This is a genomic window from Rhodococcus sp. MEB032, assembly GCF_030208925.1.
Lineage (GTDB): Bacteria > Actinomycetota > Actinomycetes > Mycobacteriales > Mycobacteriaceae > Rhodococcus_F > Rhodococcus_F qingshengii.
On the sequence record NZ_JARVSY010000007.1, the window covers coordinates 332,296 to 353,256 of the forward strand.

Below are 20,961 nucleotides of genomic sequence, written 5' to 3' on the forward strand. Positions count from 1 at the left end.
GGGCCGCTTTGCTGTTCTCGCCCGGAACGTCGCTCGGGGGCGCTCAGTACTGATCGTTGGACTTGATCGCTTCCAGCAGTTGTCGCACAGCGACGACGCGTCGAGCTGATTTGCCCTCCAGCAGGTCGAGCTTGCATTCGGGATCTGCCGGCGGTCCGAGGTGCGTGCATCCGCGCGGGCAATCCTCGATCGCCGCAGCGAGATCCGAGAACGCCGCCACCACGTTCTCGGGCGAGATGTGCGCCAGACCGAACGAACGGATGCCCGGGGTGTCGATCACCCAGCCGCCACCGGCGAGCGGGAGTGCCACCGATTGCGTCGACGTGTGCCGGCCCTTGCCGACGCCGGATACGATGCCGACCGCTCGATTGGCATCGGGGACAAGGCGATTGACCAGTGTCGACTTTCCGACGCCGGAATGTCCGATCAGGGCGGTCAACTTGTGCTCGAGGATCTGCGTCAGTTCGTCCAGGGGATCGTCGCGACCGGCGACGACCACTTGGATGTCGAGGTCGGCGAACGTGCTCGCGAATTCCTCCGGCGGTTCGAGGTCGCTCTTGGTCAGGCAGACGATCGGCGTCAGGCCACCCACGTAGGCGGCGACCAGTGCGCGCTCGACGAAGCCGGTGCGCGGTGGGGGATCGGCGAGTGCCACGACGATGAGAAGCTGCTCCGCGTTCGCGACGACGATACGTTCGAAGGGATCGGTGTCGTCGGCGGTCCGTCGCAGAACCGTCGAACGCTCGGAGACCCGGACGATGCGCGCCAGGGTGTCGGTTTTGCCCGACAGATCGCCGACTATGTCCACCTGATCGCCGACGACGATGGGGGTTCGGCCAAGTTCGCGGGCGCGCATCGTGACGATCAGCCGGTCGGGATCGCCGCCGAGGACGCAACCCCAACGGCCACGATCCTTCGACACCACCATCCCCGATTCGGCCGAGAGATGTTCGGGCCGAGTCTTCGTACGGGGGCGGGATCCGCGCCCGGGGCGTACCCGGACGTCGGACTCGTCGTACTGCCGCGGACTCAGAAGCTTGCCTTCGGTGTCGCCGGCGAACTCTCGAGCATGTCGATCCACATGTTCTCGAAGCCGGGCAGTGTCTTGGCGGTGGTTCCGACATCGTCGACGTCGACGCCGTCGACGACCAGGCCGATGATGGCGCCGGCTGTTGCCATGCGGTGGTCGGCATACGAGAGCCATTGTCCGCCATGGAGTTCCGCGGGAACGATCGTCAGGCCGTCATCGGTTTCGGTGACGGAGCCGCCGAGTTTGTTGAGCTCGTCGGCGAGGGCGGTGAGACGGTCTGTCTCGTGCCCGCGCAGGTGCGCGATTCCTCGTAGATGCGAGGTGCCCTCGGCGAGAGCGGCCAGGGCCGCCACGGTGGGGGTCAGCTCTCCCACGTCGTGGAGGTCGATGTCGATGCCGCGCAGTTTCTCCGGGCCGCGGACAGTCAGGACACCATCGGCGAGAGTGACGTCGGCCCCCATCGAGGCGAGGATCCCGCGGATCGCGTCGCCGGGTTGCGTCGTCGACGACGGCCACATCGGGACGCTGACGGTTCCGCCGGTCACTGCGGCAGCGGCCAGGAACGGTGTGGCGTTGGAGAGATCGGGTTCGATCGCCCAGTCCACGGCGCGCACCGGCCCCGGTGCCACACGCCAGGTGTCCGCGTCACCGCCCGTGGCTGGCGTCGTCACGGAAACTCCGGCCTCGCGGAGCATCTCGACGGTCATGTCGATGTGTGGCATGGACGGGACGGGCTTGCCGTCGTGGTGAACGGTGACACCCTCTTCGAACGCAGCAGCCGAGAGCAGGAGACCGGAGACGAACTGCGACGAACCGGATGCGTCGATGGTGACCGTCCCGCCGCGTAGGGATCCGGTTCCGGTGACGGTGAACGGGAGTGCGTCACCCTCGATCCGAGCGCCGAGACCGCGCAGTGCTTCCAAGATGGTGCCGAGCGGTCGTGTGCGTGCTTGCTCGTCGCCGTCGAAGTGGACGATGCCGTCGGCCATCGCGGCGAGTGGCGGCAGGAAGCGCATCACGGTGCCGGCCAGGCCGCAGTCGACCTCGCCGCCGCGCAGGGGTCCAGGGGTGATGCGAAGCGTGGTCGCATCACCGGCTTCCGCGACGCCGATGCCGAGGTCACGCAGAGCTGCGATCATCAGGTCGGCGTCACGGCTGCGGAGTGCACCGGTGATCGTGGACGGGCCATCCGCAAGTGCGGCCAGAATCAGAGCTCGATTGGTGATGGACTTGGATCCGGGCAGCGTCACCACTGCATCGACGGGTGCTTGGGCCCTCGGGGCGCTCCACAGACTCAGACTCACATGGTCCATCTTCTCTCATCGGTGGGGGAATGGTCGAAACCGTGCCACCCTGGGTGTCATGTGCGGAAGGTATGCGACCACAGCGGACCCGGCCACCCTGGCGGTGGAACTCGACGCGCTCGACGAGACCGACCACTCGGCGCCCGTCGAAGCCGATTACAACGTGGCCCCCACGACCGAGGTGTTGACCGTCGTCGAACGCCACGATCGGGAGAACCCCGACAGCGATCCGACCAAGAGGATTCGGCGGATGCGGTGGGGATTGGTGCCGTCGTGGACCAAGGAACTGGGCAAAGGCCCGGTCCTGTTCAACGCCCGCGCCGACTCGCTGGCGGAGAAGCCGGCGTTTCGGACCGCCTTCAAGTTCAAGCGTTGCCTGGTCCCCATGGACGGGTGGTACGAGTGGCAGACCGAGGCCACCGGCGGGAAGAAGGCAGCGAAGATTCCTTACTACATGCACCCCGACGACGGATCACGGCTGTTCATGGCGGGCGTGTGGTCTGCCTGGCGGGACCCGAGGGTCGAGAACGCGAGCCCCGTTCTGAGCTGCTCGATCGTCACGGTCGACTCTCTCGGTCACCTCGAGCAGGTTCACGACCGCATGCCCCTCGCCCTGCCTCGTGACCGCTGGGAGGCGTGGCTCGATCCCGACAACACCGTCGATTCGGCCCTGCTCGAACCGGTACCGGACCTCTTCGAGCGGATCGACGTCGATCGAGTCCGGCCGCTGGTCAACAGTGTCAAGAACAACGGGCACGAGTTGATCGAGCCGGACGTCGACCGTGCCGGCGAGCAGATCAGCCTGCTCTAGCAGTCAGCCGAGAGCCCAGGTGACGGTCACTTCGAACGAGACCTGCTGGGTTCCCGGGGCGAGAACCATGTCGGACATCGAGGCGTCGGGAGCGCGCATGGTCTGACCGCCACTCGTGTCGTGTGCCTCGGTGATGGTCACGACGTTTTCGAGCGACGTCCCGGACAGATCCGCGTACTGCTCGGCACGGTTCTTCGCGTCCTCGAAGGCACGGGTGCGAGCGTCGGCCAGAAGCTGAGAGTCGTCGTCGATGGCGAAGGCGACGTTACCGAGCCGTGCCGCGTTTCCGCCCGCCGCGATGCCGGCGTCCAGGACAGAAGAGGCCTTGTCGAGATCGCGGACGACGATTCGTACCGAGTTGGTCGCCCGGTAGCCGGTCACGTTGCCGCCGACGAACGGTCCGCCGCTGGCGTCGTACTGCGGCTGGACGGACAGATCGCTTGTCTGCACGTCCTCGGGGGCAACCCCGGCGGCGACTATCGCGTCGATCATCTGACGGGCCTTGTCATTCGCCTCCGAGACCGCTCCCGATACATCCGGGGCAACCACCTCGATGCCGATGTCGGCATTGAGGATGTCCGGCGCCCCGCGGACCTGCCCTGATCCGACTACCGTGACTTCCTTGGCGGCATTGTCCGAACTCCCGCAGGCCGTCAGCGAGACGGTGAGGGCTGCCGCTGCAGCGGTCAGTGCAAGAGTTTTCAGGTGTGGTCGCATGGTGAGACCGTAGCGACCGGATACTCAGCCCGCCGTGATTTGCGCCGTGACCGCGCCACTGAGCTGCGTGAGGTCCGTCGGAGCCAGCTCGATTTCGAGCCCGCGTCGGCCGGCGCTGCAGAGAATGCGGTCCCAGTCGAGCGCCGACGCATCGATCACTGTCGGCAGTTTCTTGCGCTGGCCGAGCGGTGAGATACCGCCGAAGACGTAGCCGCTCGAGCGCTCGGCTTCGGCGCGATCGGCCATGACGGCTTTGCTCGCACCGAGGGCAGCGGCTGCAGCTTTGAGCGAGAGCTTGTCCGGGACCGGCAGGACCGCGACGGCGAGCTTGCCGGTGTCGAGTTTGACGACCAAGGTCTTGAAGATCTGGGCGGCCTCGACGCCTGTCGACTCTGCCAGTGCAGTGACCGCCTCGTCGCCGAAAGATTCGGCGCGAGGATCGTGGTCGTAGCTGTGGACGCGGTGCGGTGTCTTCGACTTGTCGAGAAGTACGGTCGCAGGGGTCGCTGTTCCGGCCATGAGGAACACCCTATGTGGATCGCCGACAGGTGCATTCGACCAGGCCGGGAACAGAGTCGCTGACTCCCGTGTTGGTACCAGTTGATGAAACTTGTCCCGAGAAGCGAAGGAGCGACCGTGCTGGCTGTGTGTGAGCCACCACCGGCCCGTGGGTCGGATCTTCAGTTGGCGGTAACCTTGATCCCTACGGCTAGTGAAGGGATCAGAGTGCTGGAACACGACCGGCCCAAGGACGAACCGTCAGGGGTAGCTGAACCTATCGACGGCGCAGTGTCCGAAACGCCCGAAACTGCGGATGAGTTGATTGCCCGGTTCGAGCGCGACGCGCTCCCGCTGCTCGACCAGTTGTACGGCGCTGCCCTGCGCATGACGCGGAATCCGGCTGATGCCGAGGATCTCGTGCAGGAGACGTACGTCAAGGCGTACACCGCTTTCCGTTCGTTCCGTGCCGGTACCAACCTGAAAGCCTGGCTGTACCGGATTCTCACGAACACCTACATCAACTCGTACCGCAAGAAGCAGCGCCAACCCGCGCAGTATCCGACGGACGAGATCACCGACTGGCAGTTGGCCGCCACCGCCGAGCACACTTCGACGGGGCTGCGATCGGCCGAGGTGGAGGCGCTCGACGCGTTGCCTGACGACGACATCAAGGCGGCGCTGCAGTCGCTTCCCGAGGAATTCCGTATGGCCGTGTACTACGCCGATGTCGAAGGATTCCCGTACAAGGAGATCGCGGAGATCATGGGCACACCCATCGGAACGGTGATGTCGCGACTGCACCGTGGTCGCAAGCAATTGCGTGGTCTTTTGGCCGATGTCGCAAAAGACCGGGGATTCAATCGGGACGGCGCGGTCGACACAGCCACAGTCGCAGCCACCGAGACGGAAGGTGTCACACGATGAGTGAGCAGGACGAATTCGAAAGGCTCGACTGCTCGGCAGTCATCGCCGACGTCTGGTTGATGCTCGACGGTGAATGCGACGATTCAAGTCGTGCTCGCCTGCAGCGTCATATCGACGATTGTGGATCGTGCCTCGAGGCCTACGGGATCGAAGAGAAGGTCAAGAGCCTGATCAACCGTAAGTGCGGCGGAGACCATGCGCCGGAAAGCCTGCGTCAGAGGCTCACCGTCGAGTTGCGTCGGACCATCGTCATAACGACTACCGAAACCGACAGCTAGCCCGTCAGCGAAGATCTGAGCGGCAGCAGTCGGAAGGCAGTAACGCCGAGGGGCGGGGAAGCAATGCTTCCCCGCCCCTCGGACGTTTTGTTGCGCTACATGTCAGGCGTTTGGACGCTTGCCATGGTTAGCGGCGTTGCCCTTACGGCTGCGCTTCTTACGACCACGCTTACCCATGATTGGTCTCCCTTCTGTTTCTTTCGCGTCATTGTTTCACGCCGATGCCGGTGTGGTTCCATTGGCAGGTCGATCGAGTGATCCGTCGACGTATTTTCGTGGTCAGAGTGCAGTTCCGACAGAAGTGAGGTTCACGATGGCAGAAGACGTGCGCGCCGAGATGGTTTCGACGGTCTACCAGGTCGTCGTGAGCGAGGGAGACGTCGTTGCGGACGGCGACACCCTGGTCATCCTCGAATCCATGAAGATGGAGATTCCCGTCCTGGCCGAGGTTCCGGGAACGGTGACGACGGTGGGCGTCAAGGTCGGCGACGTGATTCAGCAAGGCGATCTGATCGCCGTGATCTCCTAAGCCGGACGATGTCCACTCTCAGCGACCTCCTCGCCGAACACACCGACCTTCCCGGTGCGGCGGTCGACCATCTCCAGCGCGTCGTGGGGGAGTGGCAACTGCTCGCCGACCTCTCCTTTGCCGACGTTCTCTTGTGGGTGGGCACCGAATCGGAGAAGAACCGATCCGAGGGGACGGTCATCTGCGTCGCGCATTGCCGGCCGACAACGGCATCGACGGCTTTTCCGGAGGATGCGGTCGGAACGGTCGTTTCCGAGTCCGAGCACCCGCAGGTTCTTCGCGCTCTCGTGGAGGGCCGCGTCGTGCGCGGGGAAGACGAGACGTGGCGTGAAGGAATGCCGCCGCGTCGGGAAGCCGTTCCGGTGCGTCTGGACGGGCGAGTCATCGCTGTTCTGAGCCGCGACACCAACCTGTCGCACCAGCGAGCGCAGAGTCCGCTCGAACTCGCGTATCTCGATTGCGCCGAAGACCTGTGTCAGATGATCAGCGACGGAACCTTCCCGATCCGAGAATCGCGCTCCGACACGAACTCGAGCCCACGTGCGGGCGACGGCTTCATCCGTCTCGATACCGAAGGCACAGTCGTCTATGCCAGCCCGAACGCGCTCTCGGCCTATCACCGGATGGGTCTGAGTTCGGATCTGGTGGGCCAAGACCTCGCAGCGCTGACCCGTTCGTTGGTCACCGACCCGTTCGAGTCTCAGGAAGCTGCGGGATACATCCGAGATACGTTGGCGGACAAGCCCGGTCGCCGTATGGAGATCGAGGCGCGCGGGGCGACCGTTCTGCTGCGGGCCCTGGTTCTCAAGCCTGGCGGCCGGCATGTCGGTGCTGCGGTCGTCGTCCGCGACGTCACCGAGGTCAAGCGTCGTGATCGCGCTCTCCTGAGCAAGGACGCAACCATCCGCGAGATTCACCATCGAGTGAAGAACAATCTGCAAACCGTCGCGGCGCTTCTGCGTCTACAGGCCAGGCGAACCGGCAACGACGAAGCGCGACAAGCGTTGACAGAGTCGGTGAGACGCGTGACGTCCATCGCCCTCGTTCACGACACCTTGTCGATGTCGGTGGACGAAGAGGTGGATCTCGACGAGGTGATCGACCGGTTGGTTCCCATGCTCTCCGATGTCGCGGGAGTAGGTGTGCCGGTGACGATTCGGCGTGAGGGCAGTTTCGGAGTGTTCTCCGCCGAGCGCGCCACCCCGCTGGTCATGGTGCTGACGGAGTTGGTGCAGAACGCGATCGAGCACGCTTTCGATCCGGGTGTGACCGGCACGGTCACACTCAGTGCCGAGCGTTCTGCACGCTGGTTGGACGTGATCATCCACGACAACGGGCGCGGCCTGCCGGAGAACTTCGACCTCGAGAAATCCGATCGCCTCGGACTCCAGATCGTGCGGACTCTGCTGGGCGCCGAACTCGGTGGCTCGCTCGGACTGCACCCGGGAAGCGGAGGCGGTACCGACGCGGTTCTGCGTGTGCCGCTCGGTAGACGTTCTGCGCGTTACTGATTCGAGCAGTGTTAGCGATTCGAGCAGACAAAAAGCCCGGCACCATGTGGTGCCGGGCTGTCGTCTTCGACTGTGCAGAGGGGCTGTTCTCCGCCGCGAGTCGAACGTCTCGGTTCTACCTAGACGGAAGTGCGTGCACGGGTACGTGCGTTACGACGCTTGAGTGCGCGACGCTCGTCTTCGCTCATTCCGCCCCAGACGCCTGCATCCTGGCCGGACTCGAGAGCCCACGACAGGCACTCGGCGGTGACGGGGCAGCGGTTGCAGACAACCTTGGCATCAGCGATCTGAGCGAGGGCCGGTCCGCTGTTTCCCACGGGGAAGAACAGTTCGGGATCCTCGTCGCGACAGATTGCGTTGTGGCGCCAGTCCATCTTTTTTCGCTCCTTAATTGGGTGTGTATTCACACCATTTGGTACCAATGAGTTTGTGTGTGCGTCATCAATGTTTCCGCACTGTTACTTGTGAATGCTTTCACGAACTCGCGGTATGTCAATAGGTTTGAACGGGTTCGTGGGCCAACTCACTAATTTGTGACACACCTGACGGCCACCTGGGCGTCACCGGCATTTTACCCGATTTCGACCTTTTGGCACCAGAGTTTTTGCAGGTCAAACGTGTTGTCTGACTCACGTCGTAATCGGTGCGAACACTTCCAGTGCATCCGGGACCGAGGTGAATTCGACCTTTTCACGAAGTCCGATGTAGTCGCCGTCCATCTGGAGTCCGATCGGTCGCGACGATTCGATGGTGATTGTCGGGACGTCGTCGGTGCGTAAGAGGACCTTCGATTTCGGCTCCGCGCCGCGTGCGAGTAGTTGCCGCACAACCCGCAGGGACGGCAGAACTTTGGTGCTCGTCATGGCGAAGATGCCGAGTCCACTGTCGAAGGTCGTTCCCGGATTGGTGTGGACGGGACGCTCTTCCAGATATGTCCACGGGCTCGAGTTCGAGACGAATGCGTAGTGGACTCCGGAGACGGGATCCTGATCGGGAAGGTGGACGGTCAGCGCTGGTTCGGCTCGCTTGGCACGGAAGAACGCCGCGATCGCGGTTCGGACATACCGGGCGGGTGTGGCGGCGTCACCGTTCTTACGGCTGGCGTCGACGGCCTCGCACACATCGGCGTCGAGGCCCATTCCGGCGTTGAACGTGAACCAACGGTTGTCGCAGTGTGCTAGCCCGATTCGGCGCCTGGTCCGTTCGGAGAGGAGGTCGACGAGTTGGTTCGTGGCGTCGATCGGGTCGGCGGCAATACCGAGTGAACGCGCGAAAACGTTTGCCGAGCCTCCCGGGACGACAGCGATCGTCGGGATCGGACCGACCGGAACCGATTTCATCGACGCGGGATGCGGTGACCCGAGCAGTCCGTTGACCACTTCGTTGACCGTTCCGTCGCCGCCGTGGACGATCACCGAGCCGAAGCCGTCTTCGTGGGCTTCTCGCGCCAGTTCGGCAGCGTGTCCCCGATGTGTGGTGTGCGCCACAGTAAGTCGCACCCGACTCTCGAGGGCGTGTGCCAACAGGTCACGACCGGCAGCGGTGGTGGAGGTGGCATTGGGGTTGACGATCAGCAGTGCGCGCACGGGGCATGAGCCTATCCGGTGTCGTGTTCTAGGCTGGCCTCGTGCCGAATACCGCCAGTCCGAACGCCCTGCCCAAGACAGTCACATGGGCAGGTGCCCTCGTGACGCTGCAAGGGCTGGTTGCCGCCGGGTTCGCGATCGTCGCAGTGATTCGCGGTGCAACCGGCCACGATCAGAGCGTCACCAACGGATACGGATTTGCCGCGTGGGTCGCGATCCTCGGCGGCGCGGTGTTGGCTGCCGGTATCGCTTTGCTGACGGGCCGCCGGTGGGGCCGGGCAATCGCCGTCGTCGCGCAATTGCTGCTCCTGCCGGTCGCCTGGTCGCTCCTGACCGATTCGCATCAGGTGCCGCTCGGCATCGTTCTGGGTGTCGTCGTTCTCGGCGCTCTGGGCTGCCTGTTCTCGGCTCCGACGTCTCGATGGATGGCAGCGGAGTACGGAGCGTACGCAGACGAGGTGTCGCCGGAAGAGGGACGCCCGGACGAGACCGAAGAGCCGCGGGACAAGTAGGACGAAACGCCTACGCTGCTTCGGTCCTACTCAGCTTCGGCGGCGAGAGCTCCGAGGTGGGTGCCGGTCAGGCGATACGTGGTCCACTCCGTCTTCGCGTCGGCACCGAGTGACTCGTAGAACTTGATCGAGGGGGTGTTCCAGTTGAGCACCGACCAGGACAGCCGGGTGTAGTCGTTGTCGGTGCACTCCTTGGCGAGTGCGGCCAGAAGAGCCTTCCCGTGGCCTGATCCGCGCTGACTGGGCTTGACGTACAGGTCTTCGAGGTAGATGCCGTGAGCGCCGTCCCACGTCGAGAAATTGCGAAACCACAATGCCATGCCGACGACGTCGTCGGCCGAATTCACAGCGACGTGCGCGAAGGCCGTCGCGGCCGGCCCGAACAACGCCTCGCCGATCTGTTCCGCCTTCACGGTGCACTCGTCGAGGGCCTTCTGGTAGTCGGCCAACTCGTAGATCATGTCGGTGATCGGCTGGACGTCTGCGGGCGTGGCGCGTCGGATCATAGGGAGAATCTTAGGCCTCAAGCCTCGACGAGCGGCGGCACGTTGTGATGGACGAGGTGGGTGGCGCCGTGCTCGTAACCGAGAACCGAGTATGCGCCGGGGGACAAGGCGAAACGCTTTCCTTCCGTCACCGGGAGCTCGAGCCAGCGGGCGATGAGTGCGCGTGAGAAGTGGCCGTGCCCGATCAGGATCACGTCGCGTTCGGGTAGTTGCGAACGCACCATCGACAGCACCATGTCGGTGCGGGCGTGGATCTGATCGGCCTGCTCGCCGCCGGGGCACGGGTGCGTCCAGACGGTCCAATCGGGCACCGTTGCGCGGATCTCGGGCGTCGTGAGGCCTTCGTAATCGCCGTAGTCCCATTCGGACAGTGCATCCCAGGTTCGCTCTTCCGGCAGGCCGGCGAGATCGCCCGTCAACTGTGCGCGCAGCCGCGGACTCGTCAGAATCATGGGGTTCCGGAGGTCGAGGGTTCGCAAGCGATTTCCGGTCGCGGTTGCCTGCATCTCGCCGAGCGGAGTCAGCGGAACCTCGGTCCGGCCCGTGTGTTTCCCGGTGCGTGCCCACTCGGTTTCACCGTGTCGCATGAGTACGACGCGAGCACCTAGGGGGATCGACGAGGGGGCGGACTGGGACGTCATGTCGACCATCATTGCAGGCTGCCTCGCGTGTGTAGCTCGCCTCCTGGCGCGAAGTGCGCAAGGATCTACGTGTGACGACGGTTCTCGCAGTGGCGAATCAAAAGGGCGGCGTGGCTAAAACCACCACCGTCGCTTCTCTCGGTGCGGCTTTGTCCGCGCTCGGACAACGAGTTCTGGTGGTGGATCTCGACCCGCAGGGCTGCCTGACGTTCTCGCTCGGACACAACCCGGATCGCCTCGAGCGTTCGGTCAACGAGGTCCTGGCGGGTGATCTCGACGCGGTCGACGCCGTGCTGAAGACGGACGACGGTATGGATCTCCTGCCGGCCACGATCGATCTCGCGGGCGCCGAAGCGCTGCTCCTGATGCGACCCGGTCGAGAGTTCGCGCTCAAGCGGGCGCTGTCTCCGCTCCTGGGCTCTTACGACGTCATCATCATCGACTGCCCACCGTCGTTGGGTGTGCTCACGCTCAACGGATTGACTGCGGCGCAGTCGGTTCTGGTTCCACTGCAATGCGAAACCCTCGCACACCGCGGCGTCGGACAGTTGCTGCGTACAGTTCGTGAAGTCCAAGCCATCACCAACCCGGATCTTGTTCTGCTCGGCGCACTTCCGACTCTGTACGACGCTCGAACCACGCACAGTCGCGACGTGCTCGCCGACGTCAGCGACCGCTACTCCCTGGCCGTTCTGGCGCCTCCGATCCCACGCACCGTCAAGTTCGCCGAGGCGTCCGCGTCGGGTGCGACGGTCCTCGCCGGACGAAAGAACAAGGGTGCGGATGCCTATCGTGAACTCGCCGACAATCTCGTAAAGCATTGGGCTGGAAACGAAGTCGTGACTTTCGCGCCGGAGCTGGCGCTCTGAGGAAGGCGAGCTTCTAGCGCAGCGCGAACAAGGTATCGCCGCGCTGTTCCAGAATCGTCTCGCCCGCACTGGCGAGCACGATCGGTGTCGCCGTCTCACCGCGGTCGACTGCGATCATGCGCTGCACCGCTCCGTCCGACGGACTGACGGCTGCAATGCCGCCCGGAACGGGGATGAGCATCTGACCGGCAACCATGCTTCCGGGTCCTGACGTTCCGTTGACGATCCACGTCGGAGCCAGATCGCTCAGGCGCAGGTTGACGGTCTGCGAGCCGGTCCACCACGTGATCGAAGCCTTGTCGGCGTGGGTGCGGGCGCCTTCGGTCACCGTTCCCTCGATCGGATAGTCGACGATCGGATTGCCGGATCCGTCGAAAATGGTGATGCGAGAAACGGTTCCGTTGGCTGCGGGGAGATAGACCGCCGTCTTTTCGCCGGCCACGGCCAGCAGGCGGGCGCCCTCGGAGTCGAGGAGAATCGCGGATCCGTACTCTTCGGGTTCCTGGGCGTCCTTGGGTGCGGGATTCATCACCGTCAACCTGTTGGAGGCTTCACCGGGGCAGCGTTCGAGTACCGAGACTCGGTTGGCGCTCGACGCAGCGTCGAGCAGCGTGCATCCGGTGCGGGGTTGCTTGTTGGGGTTGACCTTCGCGTCGACCCGGCCGTACTCGAGGGTTCGGACGAGGTCCGAGCGCCACAGCTCCATTCGCTCACTGCCGCGCGAAATCAGGTAGGTGCCGTCCGCTGAAAGGCTGACCGCGGAATCGGCGTCGCTGTTGCGCTGGTCCTTTCGGGCGCCGGTGTCGGCGACCAGTGACGTGACCTGAGAGCAACCGCGATCATCCTGATAGACGCTGACGACGCGATCCCACGAACCGATCGCGCCGCACAGCGGAATGTTGCGCGCGTATCGCCACACTTCTTCGCCCGTTGCCGGATCGCGGCCGATCACCTCGGAGCCGTCGGCGGTGACGACGGCATTTCCGACGGTGATCGGTGCCGTCGAGTCGGCACTGGGAGATTCCCACGTCTGCTTCAGGATGTCGGGTAACAACACCGACGTCGACAGAGGTGGGAGTGGAGATTCGGCGGTGACCGAGGTGGTTCGGCGCGCATCACTGCGCAACCACACAACGGTCACCGCCACGATTACGGCCAGCGCGATTGCCAGCGCACCGATCACATCTGAGCGAGTACGCCTTTCGGGAGCCAGCACATCGGCAGCTTACTCTGCGGCGCCTGCCGTCGCGGAAGCCGCGGGGCGACGACGCCGACGGCGACGCGGCTTGGCCGCTCCGTCTTCGTCCGAGTTCTCGGCAGCGGTTGCCGCGGGTGCCGAAGGGGGAGCTGTGGTGGCGCCGGCGGTGGTGGACGTCGCAGCGTCGGTCGAAGCGCCGGCGCGGGTGCGGCGACGGGTCCGGTTGCGGCGGGGAGCGGCCTTCTCTTCGTTGCCGTCCGAGTCGGTCGACTTCGGCGCGTCTGCTTTGTCCGTTGCTGCTTTGTCCGTTGCTGCCTTCTCAGGGGCGGCCTTGGCCTTGCGAACAGTGCCCTTGGCATCGGCCGGAATGGACAACTCTTCGTAGAGGTGCGGCGAGCTGGAGTAGGTCTCGACCGGGTCGGGGATTCCGAGGCTCAGTGCCTTGTCGATGAGCTGCCAGCGAGGGATGTCGTCCCAGTCGACCAGCGTGACGGCGATGCCGGTGCGTCCGGCGCGGCCGGTACGACCGATGCGGTGGACGTAGGTCTTCTCGTCCTCGGGGCACTGGTAGTTGATGACGTGGGTGACATCGTCGATGTCGATACCGCGGGCAGCGACGTCGGTGGCGACCAGAACGTCGACGTTGCCGTTACGGAAGCCCTTCAGCGCCTTTTCACGGGCGATCTGGCCGAGGTCACCGTGGACGGCACCGACGGAGAAGCCGCGCTCGGCGAGATCGTCGGCGACTTTCTGGGCTGTGCGCTTGGTGCGGGTGAAGATCATCGTCGCGCCGCGGCCTTCGGCCTGCAGGACGCGGGCGACCATCTCGGCCTTGTCGAGCGCGTGTGCACGGTAGATGTGCTGGCTGGTGCGATCGTGCACCGCGGAGGATTCGGCCTCTTCGGCGCGGATGTGCGTCGGCTGCGTCAGGAAGGTACGAGCCAGGGTGATGATCGGGCCGGGCATCGTCGCGGAGAAGAGCATCGTCTGACGCTTGTCGGGGACCATGCCCATGAGGCGTTCGATGTCGGGGAGGAATCCCAGGTCGAGCATTTCGTCGGCCTCGTCGAGGACGAGAACGCCCACCTTGCCCAGGATCAGGTGCGACTGGTTGGCGAGGTCGAGCAGGCGACCCGGGGTGCCGACGACAACGTCGACGCCCTTCTGGAGTGCCGAGATCTGCGCCTCGTACGGACGGCCGCCGTAGATGGGCAGAACCTGGAGACCGCGGTCGCCGACTCGGAGGTACTTGCTGGCGTTCTCGAGGTCGCGGGCAACCTGGATGCACAGCTCGCGGGTGGGAACGATGATCAGAGCGCGGGGCGTGCCGTCGAGAACAGCCGTGCCGTTCTCGGCGGTGACGATGCGATGCAGGAGCGGGACGCCGAAACCGAAGGTCTTGCCCATTCCGGTGCGGGCCTGACCGATGAGGTCGTCACCGGCGAGAGCCAACGGAAGGGTGAGTTCCTGGATGGCGAAGGTGCGCTCGATGCCGATCTCGTTCAGTGCGCGGACGATTTCGTCGCGGACACCGAGTTCGGCGAAGCTCGGGGGTACATGGGTGTCGTCGAGCTGGACGGAAACGGTGTTCTCGGTTGCTTCGTCTTCGTGGTCGACAGTGATCTTGCTCAGGGGACTAGCCTTTCCTCGTGGCGGTACGCACGCACAAGGTAAGGGGCCAGGCCGTAAGTCGGCCGATGTCGATGCCCTCTTTTTCTTCGGTCATGCCTACGCCTCAGCACTGAATTCCACTCGGACGAATTCGAACCGTCCGGAGATCTCGGCGAAGCGGGCGACAACCGTCGATGCAGGTGCGCGCACATTATCGGTGGGGTTCGTGTGAATACAGCCGTCCCGGCTAACCAAATGGCCCGGGGGAACTGGCGAACTCCCAAGACCATTGTAGCTGCACGTTGTCCGTCCCTCGCGATGACATGTCGAAGATCACCGAATCGGACATGCGGTCCTTGCCGGTCGCGTCGGCCGTCGAAGCACTACAGTTCGTAGTCATGGGCGCACACGATCTTGATGCTTCGACGGACGCTGGAACCGGAGGCCGAGTCGCTTCCGATCACCCTGGCGTAATCGATTTGTTTGCCGTTCTCGCGTATGGCGAGATTTCGGCGTTCTACCGTTTGGCGGAGGACGCACAAATGGCACCGGACCTGCGAGGCAAGGTGGCGTTCGCCAGCATGGCCGCCGCCGAGATGGACCACTTCGAGACTCTGGAAACGGCGTTGACGGAACGTGGCCACGAGATCTTCGCCGTCATGGACCCGTTCGTTCGAGCTCTCGACAACTACCACGCGTCGACGACACCGTCGACGTGGCTGGAATCGCTCGTGAAGGCGTACGTCGGCGACGGAATCGCTGCCGACTTCTATCGCGAGATCGGGCACTCTCTCCCGGCGGATGTCGCGGAAATCGTAGAGGACGTGCTGTCCCAGACGGGCCACTCGGAGTTCGTGGTGCTCGAGGTGAAGGCAGCAGTGGAGGCCAGTACTCGCGCCAAGGACCGGTTGATGCTCTGGGGACGCCGTCTTCTGGGCGAAGCAATCACGCAGGCGCAGTTCGTGCTGGCGCAGCGTGAGGATCTCACCGATCTGGTGATCTCCGCCTCCGGCGACCTCAACGGAGTTGTCGCGTTGTTCGACGGCATGCAGGCAAAGCATGCCGAGCGGATGGCGATTCTCGGACTCGTCTAGGTGCCTGTTCGCTCTGGGCACAGCGTGCAGAGGAGCGTGGGCGGTCGTTGCTGCATTAGCCTTGCGTCGACAACGGATGTAATTCACGAACAGTTCGGAGGTTGACCGTGGAGGTCAAGATCGGTGTAATCGACAGCCCGCGTGAGCTCATCGTCAACAGCGAACAGACCCCTGACGAGGTCGAGACACTGGTCGCGGCTGTCCTCGGTGGCCGCGAGCCGGTTCTGGCTCTCGTCGACGACAAGGGCCGCAAGTTCCTGGTGCAGGCTTCTCGTGTGGCGTACGTGGAGATCGGTCCGTCCGATATCCGCAAGGTCGGATTCGCGCCTACCGTCTGACGCGTAGCTGTAACAGCAGAATGGGCGGGCAGTCGTGAGACTGCCCGCCCATTCTCGTTCGGGTTCGGGTTCCGGTTACTTCGTTTCGGCTTGCAGCGGCACGTGTGAGAGACCGCCCCACGCGAGGGTCACGGTGATTTCCACGGCTTCTTCCTTCGGGATCGGCCGCGCGGCCTCGAGCCAGTACCGCGCAGTGAACTGGCTGGCACCGACAAGACCGACCGCAAGGATGCGCGCACGGTACGGATCGAGTCCGGAATCCTGACTCACCAGGTCGAACACGGCGTCGACGCAGGCTTCGGTGGCTTGTTCGACGCGTGTCTGGACCTGAGGTTCGCCCATGATGTCGGACTCGAACACCAGGCGGAAGCCCTGGGAGTCGTTGTCGACGAAGTCGAAGAACGCCTGGACCGCGGCGCGGACACGCTGTTTGTTGTCCGTCGTCGATCGCAGGGCCTGGCGTACACCCGAGATGAGGCTGTCGACGTAACTCTGCAGGACTGCGACGTACAGTTCGAGTTTGCCTGGGAAATGTTGGTACAGAACTGGCTTGCTGACACCGGCACATTCGGCGATCTCGTCCATGCCGGCCGAGTGGTACCCGTTCGCAACGAATACCTCACTTGCAGCTGCGAGGAGCTGGAGGCGGCGCGCATCGCGGGGGAGGCGGGTGCTGCGACGTGTTCCGGCAGGCTTGCCAGCCGTTGTACCGCGATCGGAGTCAGTCCGATCCGCGAGTTCTGTCATGTCGCTTCCAATCTGAGCAAAAGTAATTCGGTCGGCGCGCGGATCCGCGAGTCGCGTGTGCGTACCCGCCAGTATCCTCCGTCACACCGGTCGTAGCCGAATGAACGATACCGTGTGTCGCCCGGGCGAGTCGCGCGTGCCTCGGTGAGCGAGACCAGCGGTCTTTCTCGTTACAGGACGGGCTGCCATGACACGCCAGGACCAGCAAGTTTCGGTCAGCCCGGGCGAGCGACTTGCCGTGTGTGAGATTCTGGACGACGTGACTGACCCAGGGGGACCGCGCATGCGTGGACGAACTACGCAGAACCCTGAACGTGAGGAACGTCGAATGCGTAGCGGAACTGGAGCGCCTCGCGACGAACGTCGGCCGGAGGTGCCGGATGATCGTGCCTACGGCGAACGCGACTATCGCGGCATTTCCTCCCATCAGCCTTTGCGCGCCCAATGGGATCCGACCAAACGAGAAGTGGGCCGAACCCCGCGTAATCCGCGACCGGACCGGGCAGCGCGAAAGCAGAGCAAGCTCGGGCGCTTCGTCTCGACCTACGGTTGGCGGGCCTACGCGATTCCGGTTCTCGTGGTGCTCACCATTCTTGTGATCGTCGATGCGGTGCGGCCGGACGCCACAGACTCCGCGAGCAAGACGTCGGCCACCGCCGACCTCGCGCACAGCACCGACGGAACCGACGTCATCGGTGCCCCACCGGCCGGAGACGGAACTTTTGCCTCGTCGATACCGTCCGGTGCCCTTCCCGACGGTGGTCCGTTCACCGTCGCGGGGGGTGGAACGTGGCACGTCGTACCAGGTACGACGGGCAAGGTCGGACAGGGAACCGAACGCGAGTTCACGTACACGGTCGAGATCGAGGACGGCGTCGACACGACCGGCTTCGGCGGAGACGAATCGTACGGACGCATGGTCGACCAGACACTGGCCAATCCGAAGAGTTGGACCAACGATCCCAAGGTCGCGTTCCGGCGCGTCGACGCCGGCGAGCCGGACTTCCGGATCTCCTTGACCTCACAGATGACGATCCGCGAAGGCTGTGGATACGAAATCGAACTCGAAGGATCCTGCTACAACCCGAGCATGGACCGAGTCCTGCTCAACGAACCGCGATGGGTGCGAGGCGCCATTTCGTTCCAGGGCGACATCGGCTCGTATCGGCAGTATCAGATCAATCACGAGGTCGGCCATGCCATCGGATACGCCGCTCATCAGCCGTGCGAGACCGAAGGTGGACTCGCACCGATCATGATGCAGCAGACCTTCGGAACCGCGAACAACGACATCGCTAGGCTTGATCCCGAGGGCGTCGTTCCGATGAACGGACTCACGTGCCGCTTCAATCCGTGGCCGTACCCCCGAGCGTGACCGGATCGAGAATCCCTGATCTCGTCTTGAACTAGGAGTGTTTCGCGGTGTCTGCAACACCCGTCGTATTGCCACCACTGGTGGAGCCGGCAGCCGAGTTGAGCCGGGAGGAAGTTGCCAGATACAGCCGGCACCTGATCATCCCGAACGTAGGCATGACCGGTCAGAAGCGGCTCAAGAATGCACGAGTCCTGTTCATCGGCGCCGGTGGATTGGGTTCACCGGCACTGCTCTATCTCGCGGCCGCAGGAGTGGGCACCATCGGGATCGTCGAGTTCGACGAGGTCGACATGTCGAACCTGCAGCGTCAGGTGATTCACGGACGCTCCGACGTCGGACGCCCGAAGGCGCTCAGCGCGAAGGAGTCGATTCTCGAAATCAACGAGCACGTCGACGTCCGGTTGCACGAGTTCCGCCTGGACAACTCCAACGCGGTCGAACTGTTCTCCGAGTACGACCTGATCCTGGACGGTACGGACAACTTCGCGACGCGGTACCTCGTCAACGATGCTGCCGTCATCGCGGGAAAGCCGTACGTGTGGGGCTCGATCTACCGCTTCGAAGGGCAGGTCTCGGTCTTCTGGGAAGACGCCCCGGACGGCGCGGGACTGAACTATCGCGATCTTTACCCGGAGGCGCCGCCGCCAGGCATGGTCCCCTCGTGCGCCGAGGGTGGTGTGCTCGGAGTCCTGCCTGCGACCGTCGGTTCGATCATGGCGACCGAGGCGGTCAAGCTCGTCACGGGGATCGGCGAACCGCTTCTCGGACGCCTGATGATCTACGACGCACTTGCGATGACGTTCCGGACGATCCGCCTTCAGCGTGATCCGACCCGCGTGCCGGTCACCGCCTTGATCGACTACGACGCGTTCTGCGGTGTCGTGTCCGAAGAGGCGAGTGCCGCTGCTGTCGGTTCGACGATCACGGCGCCCGAACTGGAGGCCATGATCGGCGAGGGACGGTCGATCGAGCTGGTCGACGTACGAGAACCGGTTGAATGGGACATCATGCATCTGCCGGGGGCCGTGCTGATCCCGAAGGACCGCATCCTGTCCGGGGAAGCTCTGGCGACGTTGCCGCAGAACAAGCAGATAGTGCTGTACTGCAAAACCGGCATTCGTTCCGCCGAGGCATTGGCATTTCTCAAGAACGCCGGTTTCTCCGACGCGGTCCACGTTCAAGGCGGCGCGATCGCCTGGGCGAACCAGGTGGATGCGAGTCTGCCGGTCTACTAGGCGCGCCTCGCGGGAGGCGGCGCCGCGCACCGGTAGCGTTGGGGTGTGAGCACAGGCCAACCTCCCCAGCACGTGTGCTCCACCTTCGGCCTCCGTGAAGTCGATCCCATCCCACTCGGTGCGGATTGGGACGGCGGGTGGCTGTGTGGAGACGTCGTCCTTTCAGCAGTCGCGGATCATGCCCGCGCAGCGTGGTCGGCGAAGGTGCGAGAGAACCTCGAAGTCGACGGCGTTCGGCTGGCTCGACCGGTGCGTTCGACCGACGGTCGTTACGTCGTCTCGGGCTGGCGTGCCGACACCTTCATCGTCGGATCGCCGGAACCACGTCACGACGAAGTGGTCTCGATGTCCTGCCGACTGCATGCGGCGACGGCCTCGCTCGAGCGCCCGCGCTTCCTTGCGCAACCGCCCGTGCCGCCGTGGGCCGAGGTCGACGTATTCGTCGCCGCTGATCGCGCGGCCTGGGAAACGGTTCCGCTGAGGATCGCGAAGGGCGTCGAGCAACTCGAGACGCCCACTCCTGACGGTCGCAAAAGTCTGGAACTGATCGCCGGGCTCGCTACTTTGCGTAAGCCGGTGCAGAGCCCGGACCAGCTCGTGCACGGCGATCTGTTCGGGACAGTGCTGTTCTCGGGCAGTATGGCGCCCGGAATCACCGACATCACGCCGTATTGGCGGCCGGCTGCGTGGGCCGCCGCCGTCGCTGTGGTCGACGCGATCTCGTGGGGCGGTGCCGACGAGGCACTGGTCGGCCGGTGGGAAGATCTCCCCGAGTGGCCGCAGATGCTTCTACGTGCGGTGATGTTCCGCTTGGCAGTTCATGTTCTGCATCCTCGCTCGACGGCGGACGCGTTCCCGGGGTTGGCCCGTACGTCCGACATCGTGCGCTTGCTGCTCTAGATCGGGGCGCCGGTACCGAAGTCCGAGACCAGGCCCTCGAACAACTCGCGTGCGGCGTTCGAGGCGGCCACGGTGTTCCCGTCGACGACAGCGTTGACGAGGTTCGCGTGCTGCGAGTGGAATCCCTCGCCGGTCGCGTCGATGTGTTGTTGGATCGTGGTCTCGATTACCGGAAGCAGGGAGTCGTAGAACTCCAGGTAGACCTCGTTGTGGCTGGCCGCGACGATTGCTCGGTGCAGTGCGACGTCCGCGGTGGTGGCGGCGTCGACGTCCTGACCCTCCCACGAAGCGGTGCGAAGCTCGAGTAGCCGCGTCAGTTCGGCGATGTCGTCTTCGGTTCGCCGTGCGGCGGCGAGGGTGGCCGCGGTGATGTCGAGTGCGCGCCGTAGTTCGAGTACATCCCGCTGGTGGGCACCGGCAAAGTAGTTGCCGAGAGTGCCACCGAGGTCGGAGACGGCAACGACGTAGGTGCCAGATCCTTGACGACGTTCCAGCATTCCGGCGTGAACGAGCGCCTGGACCGCCTCGCGCACGGTATTGCGACCGGTGCCGGTCAACTCCGACAGTTCCGGTTCGGTGGGGATTTTGGAACCGATCGGCCAGGTTCCGCTCCGGATCTCGTTGCGGAGTTGTTCGGTGACCTGCGAGATGAGACTTGCGCGTCGAACGGGTTGCACGTGGTTGTTTCCTCGGGTCCGGGTAAGTGGTGTGAATGTGACGTTAGATTACCGCGCTTGTGCGAGT

General features: G+C 64.2%; 25 protein-coding genes. 12 read left to right on the forward strand and 13 right to left on the reverse strand.

Annotated elements, in window-relative coordinates:
- Positions 1 to 43: 43 nt before the first annotated feature.
- On the reverse strand, positions 44 to 1,081 hold the full coding sequence (rsgA, locus tag QRN54_RS08410; RefSeq protein WP_007731200.1) for a ribosome small subunit-dependent GTPase A: 1,038 nt from the start codon (positions 1,079 to 1,081) through the stop codon (positions 44 to 46).
- Complete coding sequence (gene aroA / locus QRN54_RS08415; RefSeq protein WP_285181854.1) at positions 1,030 to 2,343, reverse strand: 3-phosphoshikimate 1-carboxyvinyltransferase; 1,314 nt, start codon at positions 2,341 to 2,343, stop codon at positions 1,030 to 1,032. Before aroA ends, rsgA begins: the two co-directional genes overlap by 52 nt.
- Positions 2,344 to 2,392: 49 nt before the next feature.
- On the opposite strand from aroA, the gene QRN54_RS08420 reads away from it, so the two are divergent.
- Positions 2,393 to 3,145, forward strand: a complete 753-nt coding sequence (locus QRN54_RS08420) for an SOS response-associated peptidase (RefSeq protein ID WP_020969226.1) — start codon at positions 2,393 to 2,395, stop codon at positions 3,143 to 3,145.
- Positions 3,146 to 3,148: 3 nt separating this feature from the next.
- On the opposite strand, the gene QRN54_RS08425 is transcribed toward QRN54_RS08420, so the two are convergent.
- Both QRN54_RS08425 and ybaK read right to left on the reverse strand, forming a co-directional pair.
- A complete protein-coding gene (locus tag QRN54_RS08425) occupies positions 3,149 to 3,862 on the reverse strand; it encodes an SIMPL domain-containing protein (protein WP_021332569.1) in 714 nt (237 codons plus the stop codon).
- A gap of 24 nt (positions 3,863 to 3,886) precedes the next feature.
- On the reverse strand, positions 3,887 to 4,381 hold the full coding sequence (ybaK, locus tag QRN54_RS08430) for a Cys-tRNA(Pro) deacylase (protein WP_047271686.1): 495 nt from the start codon (positions 4,379 to 4,381) through the stop codon (positions 3,887 to 3,889).
- A gap of 207 nt (positions 4,382 to 4,588) precedes the next feature.
- On the opposite strand from ybaK, the gene QRN54_RS08435 reads away from it, so the two are divergent.
- Together QRN54_RS08435 and rsrA are read left to right on the forward strand one after the other, a co-directional pair.
- Complete coding sequence (locus QRN54_RS08435; protein WP_042922166.1) at positions 4,589 to 5,287, forward strand: sigma-70 family RNA polymerase sigma factor; 699 nt, start codon at positions 4,589 to 4,591, stop codon at positions 5,285 to 5,287.
- Complete coding sequence (rsrA, locus tag QRN54_RS08440; RefSeq protein WP_003940722.1) at positions 5,284 to 5,565, forward strand: mycothiol system anti-sigma-R factor; 282 nt, start codon at positions 5,284 to 5,286, stop codon at positions 5,563 to 5,565. The genes QRN54_RS08435 and rsrA overlap by 4 nt, the downstream gene beginning before the upstream one ends.
- 102 nt (positions 5,566 to 5,667) lie before the next feature.
- Here rsrA and QRN54_RS33735 read toward each other — a convergent pair whose 3' ends face one another.
- Entirely contained in the window at positions 5,668 to 5,742 is a 75-nt protein-coding gene (locus tag QRN54_RS33735) for a 50S ribosomal protein bL37 (RefSeq protein ID WP_022597109.1), read from the reverse strand.
- 136 nt (positions 5,743 to 5,878) lie between these two features.
- Here QRN54_RS33735 and QRN54_RS08445 point away from each other — a divergent pair, with 136 nt between their 5' ends.
- Both QRN54_RS08445 and QRN54_RS08450 read left to right on the forward strand, forming a co-directional pair.
- Positions 5,879 to 6,094: a biotin/lipoyl-binding carrier protein gene (locus QRN54_RS08445; RefSeq protein ID WP_007731208.1), complete on the forward strand. Its 216-nt coding sequence runs from the start codon at positions 5,879 to 5,881 to the stop codon at positions 6,092 to 6,094.
- A gap of 8 nt (positions 6,095 to 6,102) precedes the next feature.
- Positions 6,103 to 7,605 (forward strand): sensor histidine kinase, encoded by a 1,503-nt coding sequence (locus tag QRN54_RS08450; protein ID WP_003940890.1) that lies wholly within the window; start codon positions 6,103 to 6,105, stop codon positions 7,603 to 7,605.
- Between the two features lie 119 nt (positions 7,606 to 7,724).
- On the opposite strand, the gene QRN54_RS08455 is transcribed toward QRN54_RS08450, so the two are convergent.
- Both QRN54_RS08455 and QRN54_RS08460 read right to left on the reverse strand, forming a co-directional pair.
- Entirely contained in the window at positions 7,725 to 7,979 is a 255-nt protein-coding gene (locus tag QRN54_RS08455; protein ID WP_003940950.1) for a WhiB family transcriptional regulator, read from the reverse strand.
- Positions 7,980 to 8,234: 255 nt separating this feature from the next.
- The gene (locus tag QRN54_RS08460; protein ID WP_007731209.1) at positions 8,235 to 9,191 is read right to left on the reverse strand and encodes a diacylglycerol/lipid kinase family protein; all 957 of its coding nucleotides are present in this window, start codon (positions 9,189 to 9,191) and stop codon (positions 8,235 to 8,237) included.
- Positions 9,192 to 9,232: 41 nt separating this feature from the next.
- Here QRN54_RS08460 and QRN54_RS08465 point away from each other — a divergent pair, with 41 nt between their 5' ends.
- Positions 9,233 to 9,703, forward strand: a complete 471-nt coding sequence (locus QRN54_RS08465; protein WP_019747799.1) for a membrane protein — start codon at positions 9,233 to 9,235, stop codon at positions 9,701 to 9,703.
- A gap of 26 nt (positions 9,704 to 9,729) precedes the next feature.
- Here the strand turns inward: QRN54_RS08465 and QRN54_RS08470 are convergent, their stop codons facing one another.
- Together QRN54_RS08470 and QRN54_RS08475 are read right to left on the reverse strand one after the other, a co-directional pair.
- Positions 9,730 to 10,209 (reverse strand): GNAT family N-acetyltransferase, encoded by a 480-nt coding sequence (locus QRN54_RS08470; RefSeq protein ID WP_003940724.1) that lies wholly within the window; start codon positions 10,207 to 10,209, stop codon positions 9,730 to 9,732.
- 17 nt (positions 10,210 to 10,226) lie between these two features.
- The gene (locus QRN54_RS08475; protein WP_080552758.1) at positions 10,227 to 10,850 is read right to left on the reverse strand and encodes an acid phosphatase; all 624 of its coding nucleotides are present in this window, start codon (positions 10,848 to 10,850) and stop codon (positions 10,227 to 10,229) included.
- Between the two features lie 71 nt (positions 10,851 to 10,921).
- Between QRN54_RS08475 and QRN54_RS08480 the strand changes: the two genes are divergently transcribed.
- Positions 10,922 to 11,719, forward strand: a complete 798-nt coding sequence (locus tag QRN54_RS08480) for a ParA family protein (RefSeq protein ID WP_003940948.1) — start codon at positions 10,922 to 10,924, stop codon at positions 11,717 to 11,719.
- Positions 11,720 to 11,732: 13 nt separating this feature from the next.
- Here the strand turns inward: QRN54_RS08480 and QRN54_RS08485 are convergent, their stop codons facing one another.
- Positions 11,733 to 12,935, reverse strand: coding sequence for an Rv3212 family protein (locus QRN54_RS08485; RefSeq protein ID WP_285181855.1), 1,203 nt, complete (start codon positions 12,933 to 12,935; stop codon positions 11,733 to 11,735).
- 9 nt (positions 12,936 to 12,944) lie between these two features.
- Positions 12,945 to 14,549, reverse strand: a complete 1,605-nt coding sequence (locus QRN54_RS08490; protein ID WP_285181871.1) for a DEAD/DEAH box helicase — start codon at positions 14,547 to 14,549, stop codon at positions 12,945 to 12,947.
- 377 nt (positions 14,550 to 14,926) lie between these two features.
- Here QRN54_RS08490 and QRN54_RS08495 point away from each other — a divergent pair, with 377 nt between their 5' ends.
- The gene (locus tag QRN54_RS08495) at positions 14,927 to 15,622 is read left to right on the forward strand and encodes a ferritin-like fold-containing protein (RefSeq protein WP_029255047.1); all 696 of its coding nucleotides are present in this window, start codon (positions 14,927 to 14,929) and stop codon (positions 15,620 to 15,622) included.
- 107 nt (positions 15,623 to 15,729) lie between these two features.
- Entirely contained in the window at positions 15,730 to 15,960 is a 231-nt protein-coding gene (locus QRN54_RS08500) for a DUF3107 domain-containing protein (RefSeq protein ID WP_003942312.1), read from the forward strand.
- A 75-nt stretch (positions 15,961 to 16,035) separates the two neighbouring features.
- On the opposite strand, the gene fasR is transcribed toward QRN54_RS08500, so the two are convergent.
- Positions 16,036 to 16,707 (reverse strand): HTH-type transcriptional activator FasR, encoded by a 672-nt coding sequence (gene fasR / locus QRN54_RS08505; protein WP_003942309.1) that lies wholly within the window; start codon positions 16,705 to 16,707, stop codon positions 16,036 to 16,038.
- Between the two features lie 328 nt (positions 16,708 to 17,035).
- Here fasR and QRN54_RS08510 point away from each other — a divergent pair, with 328 nt between their 5' ends.
- The 3 genes from QRN54_RS08510 to QRN54_RS08520 are packed head-to-tail and all read left to right on the forward strand — an operon-like array spanning position 17,036 to position 20,217.
- A complete protein-coding gene (locus QRN54_RS08510; RefSeq protein WP_007731223.1) occupies positions 17,036 to 18,082 on the forward strand; it encodes a DUF3152 domain-containing protein in 1,047 nt (348 codons plus the stop codon).
- A gap of 47 nt (positions 18,083 to 18,129) precedes the next feature.
- Complete coding sequence (gene moeZ, locus QRN54_RS08515; RefSeq protein ID WP_081557671.1) at positions 18,130 to 19,317, forward strand: adenylyltransferase/sulfurtransferase MoeZ; 1,188 nt, start codon at positions 18,130 to 18,132, stop codon at positions 19,315 to 19,317.
- 45 nt (positions 19,318 to 19,362) lie between these two features.
- Positions 19,363 to 20,217, forward strand: a complete 855-nt coding sequence (locus QRN54_RS08520) for a TIGR02569 family protein (RefSeq protein WP_007731227.1) — start codon at positions 19,363 to 19,365, stop codon at positions 20,215 to 20,217.
- Here QRN54_RS08520 and QRN54_RS08525 read toward each other — a convergent pair.
- The gene (locus QRN54_RS08525; protein ID WP_003942319.1) at positions 20,214 to 20,894 is read right to left on the reverse strand and encodes a FadR/GntR family transcriptional regulator; all 681 of its coding nucleotides are present in this window, start codon (positions 20,892 to 20,894) and stop codon (positions 20,214 to 20,216) included. The genes QRN54_RS08520 and QRN54_RS08525 overlap by 4 nt on opposite strands.
- Between the last annotated feature and the right edge of the window lie 67 nt (positions 20,895 to 20,961).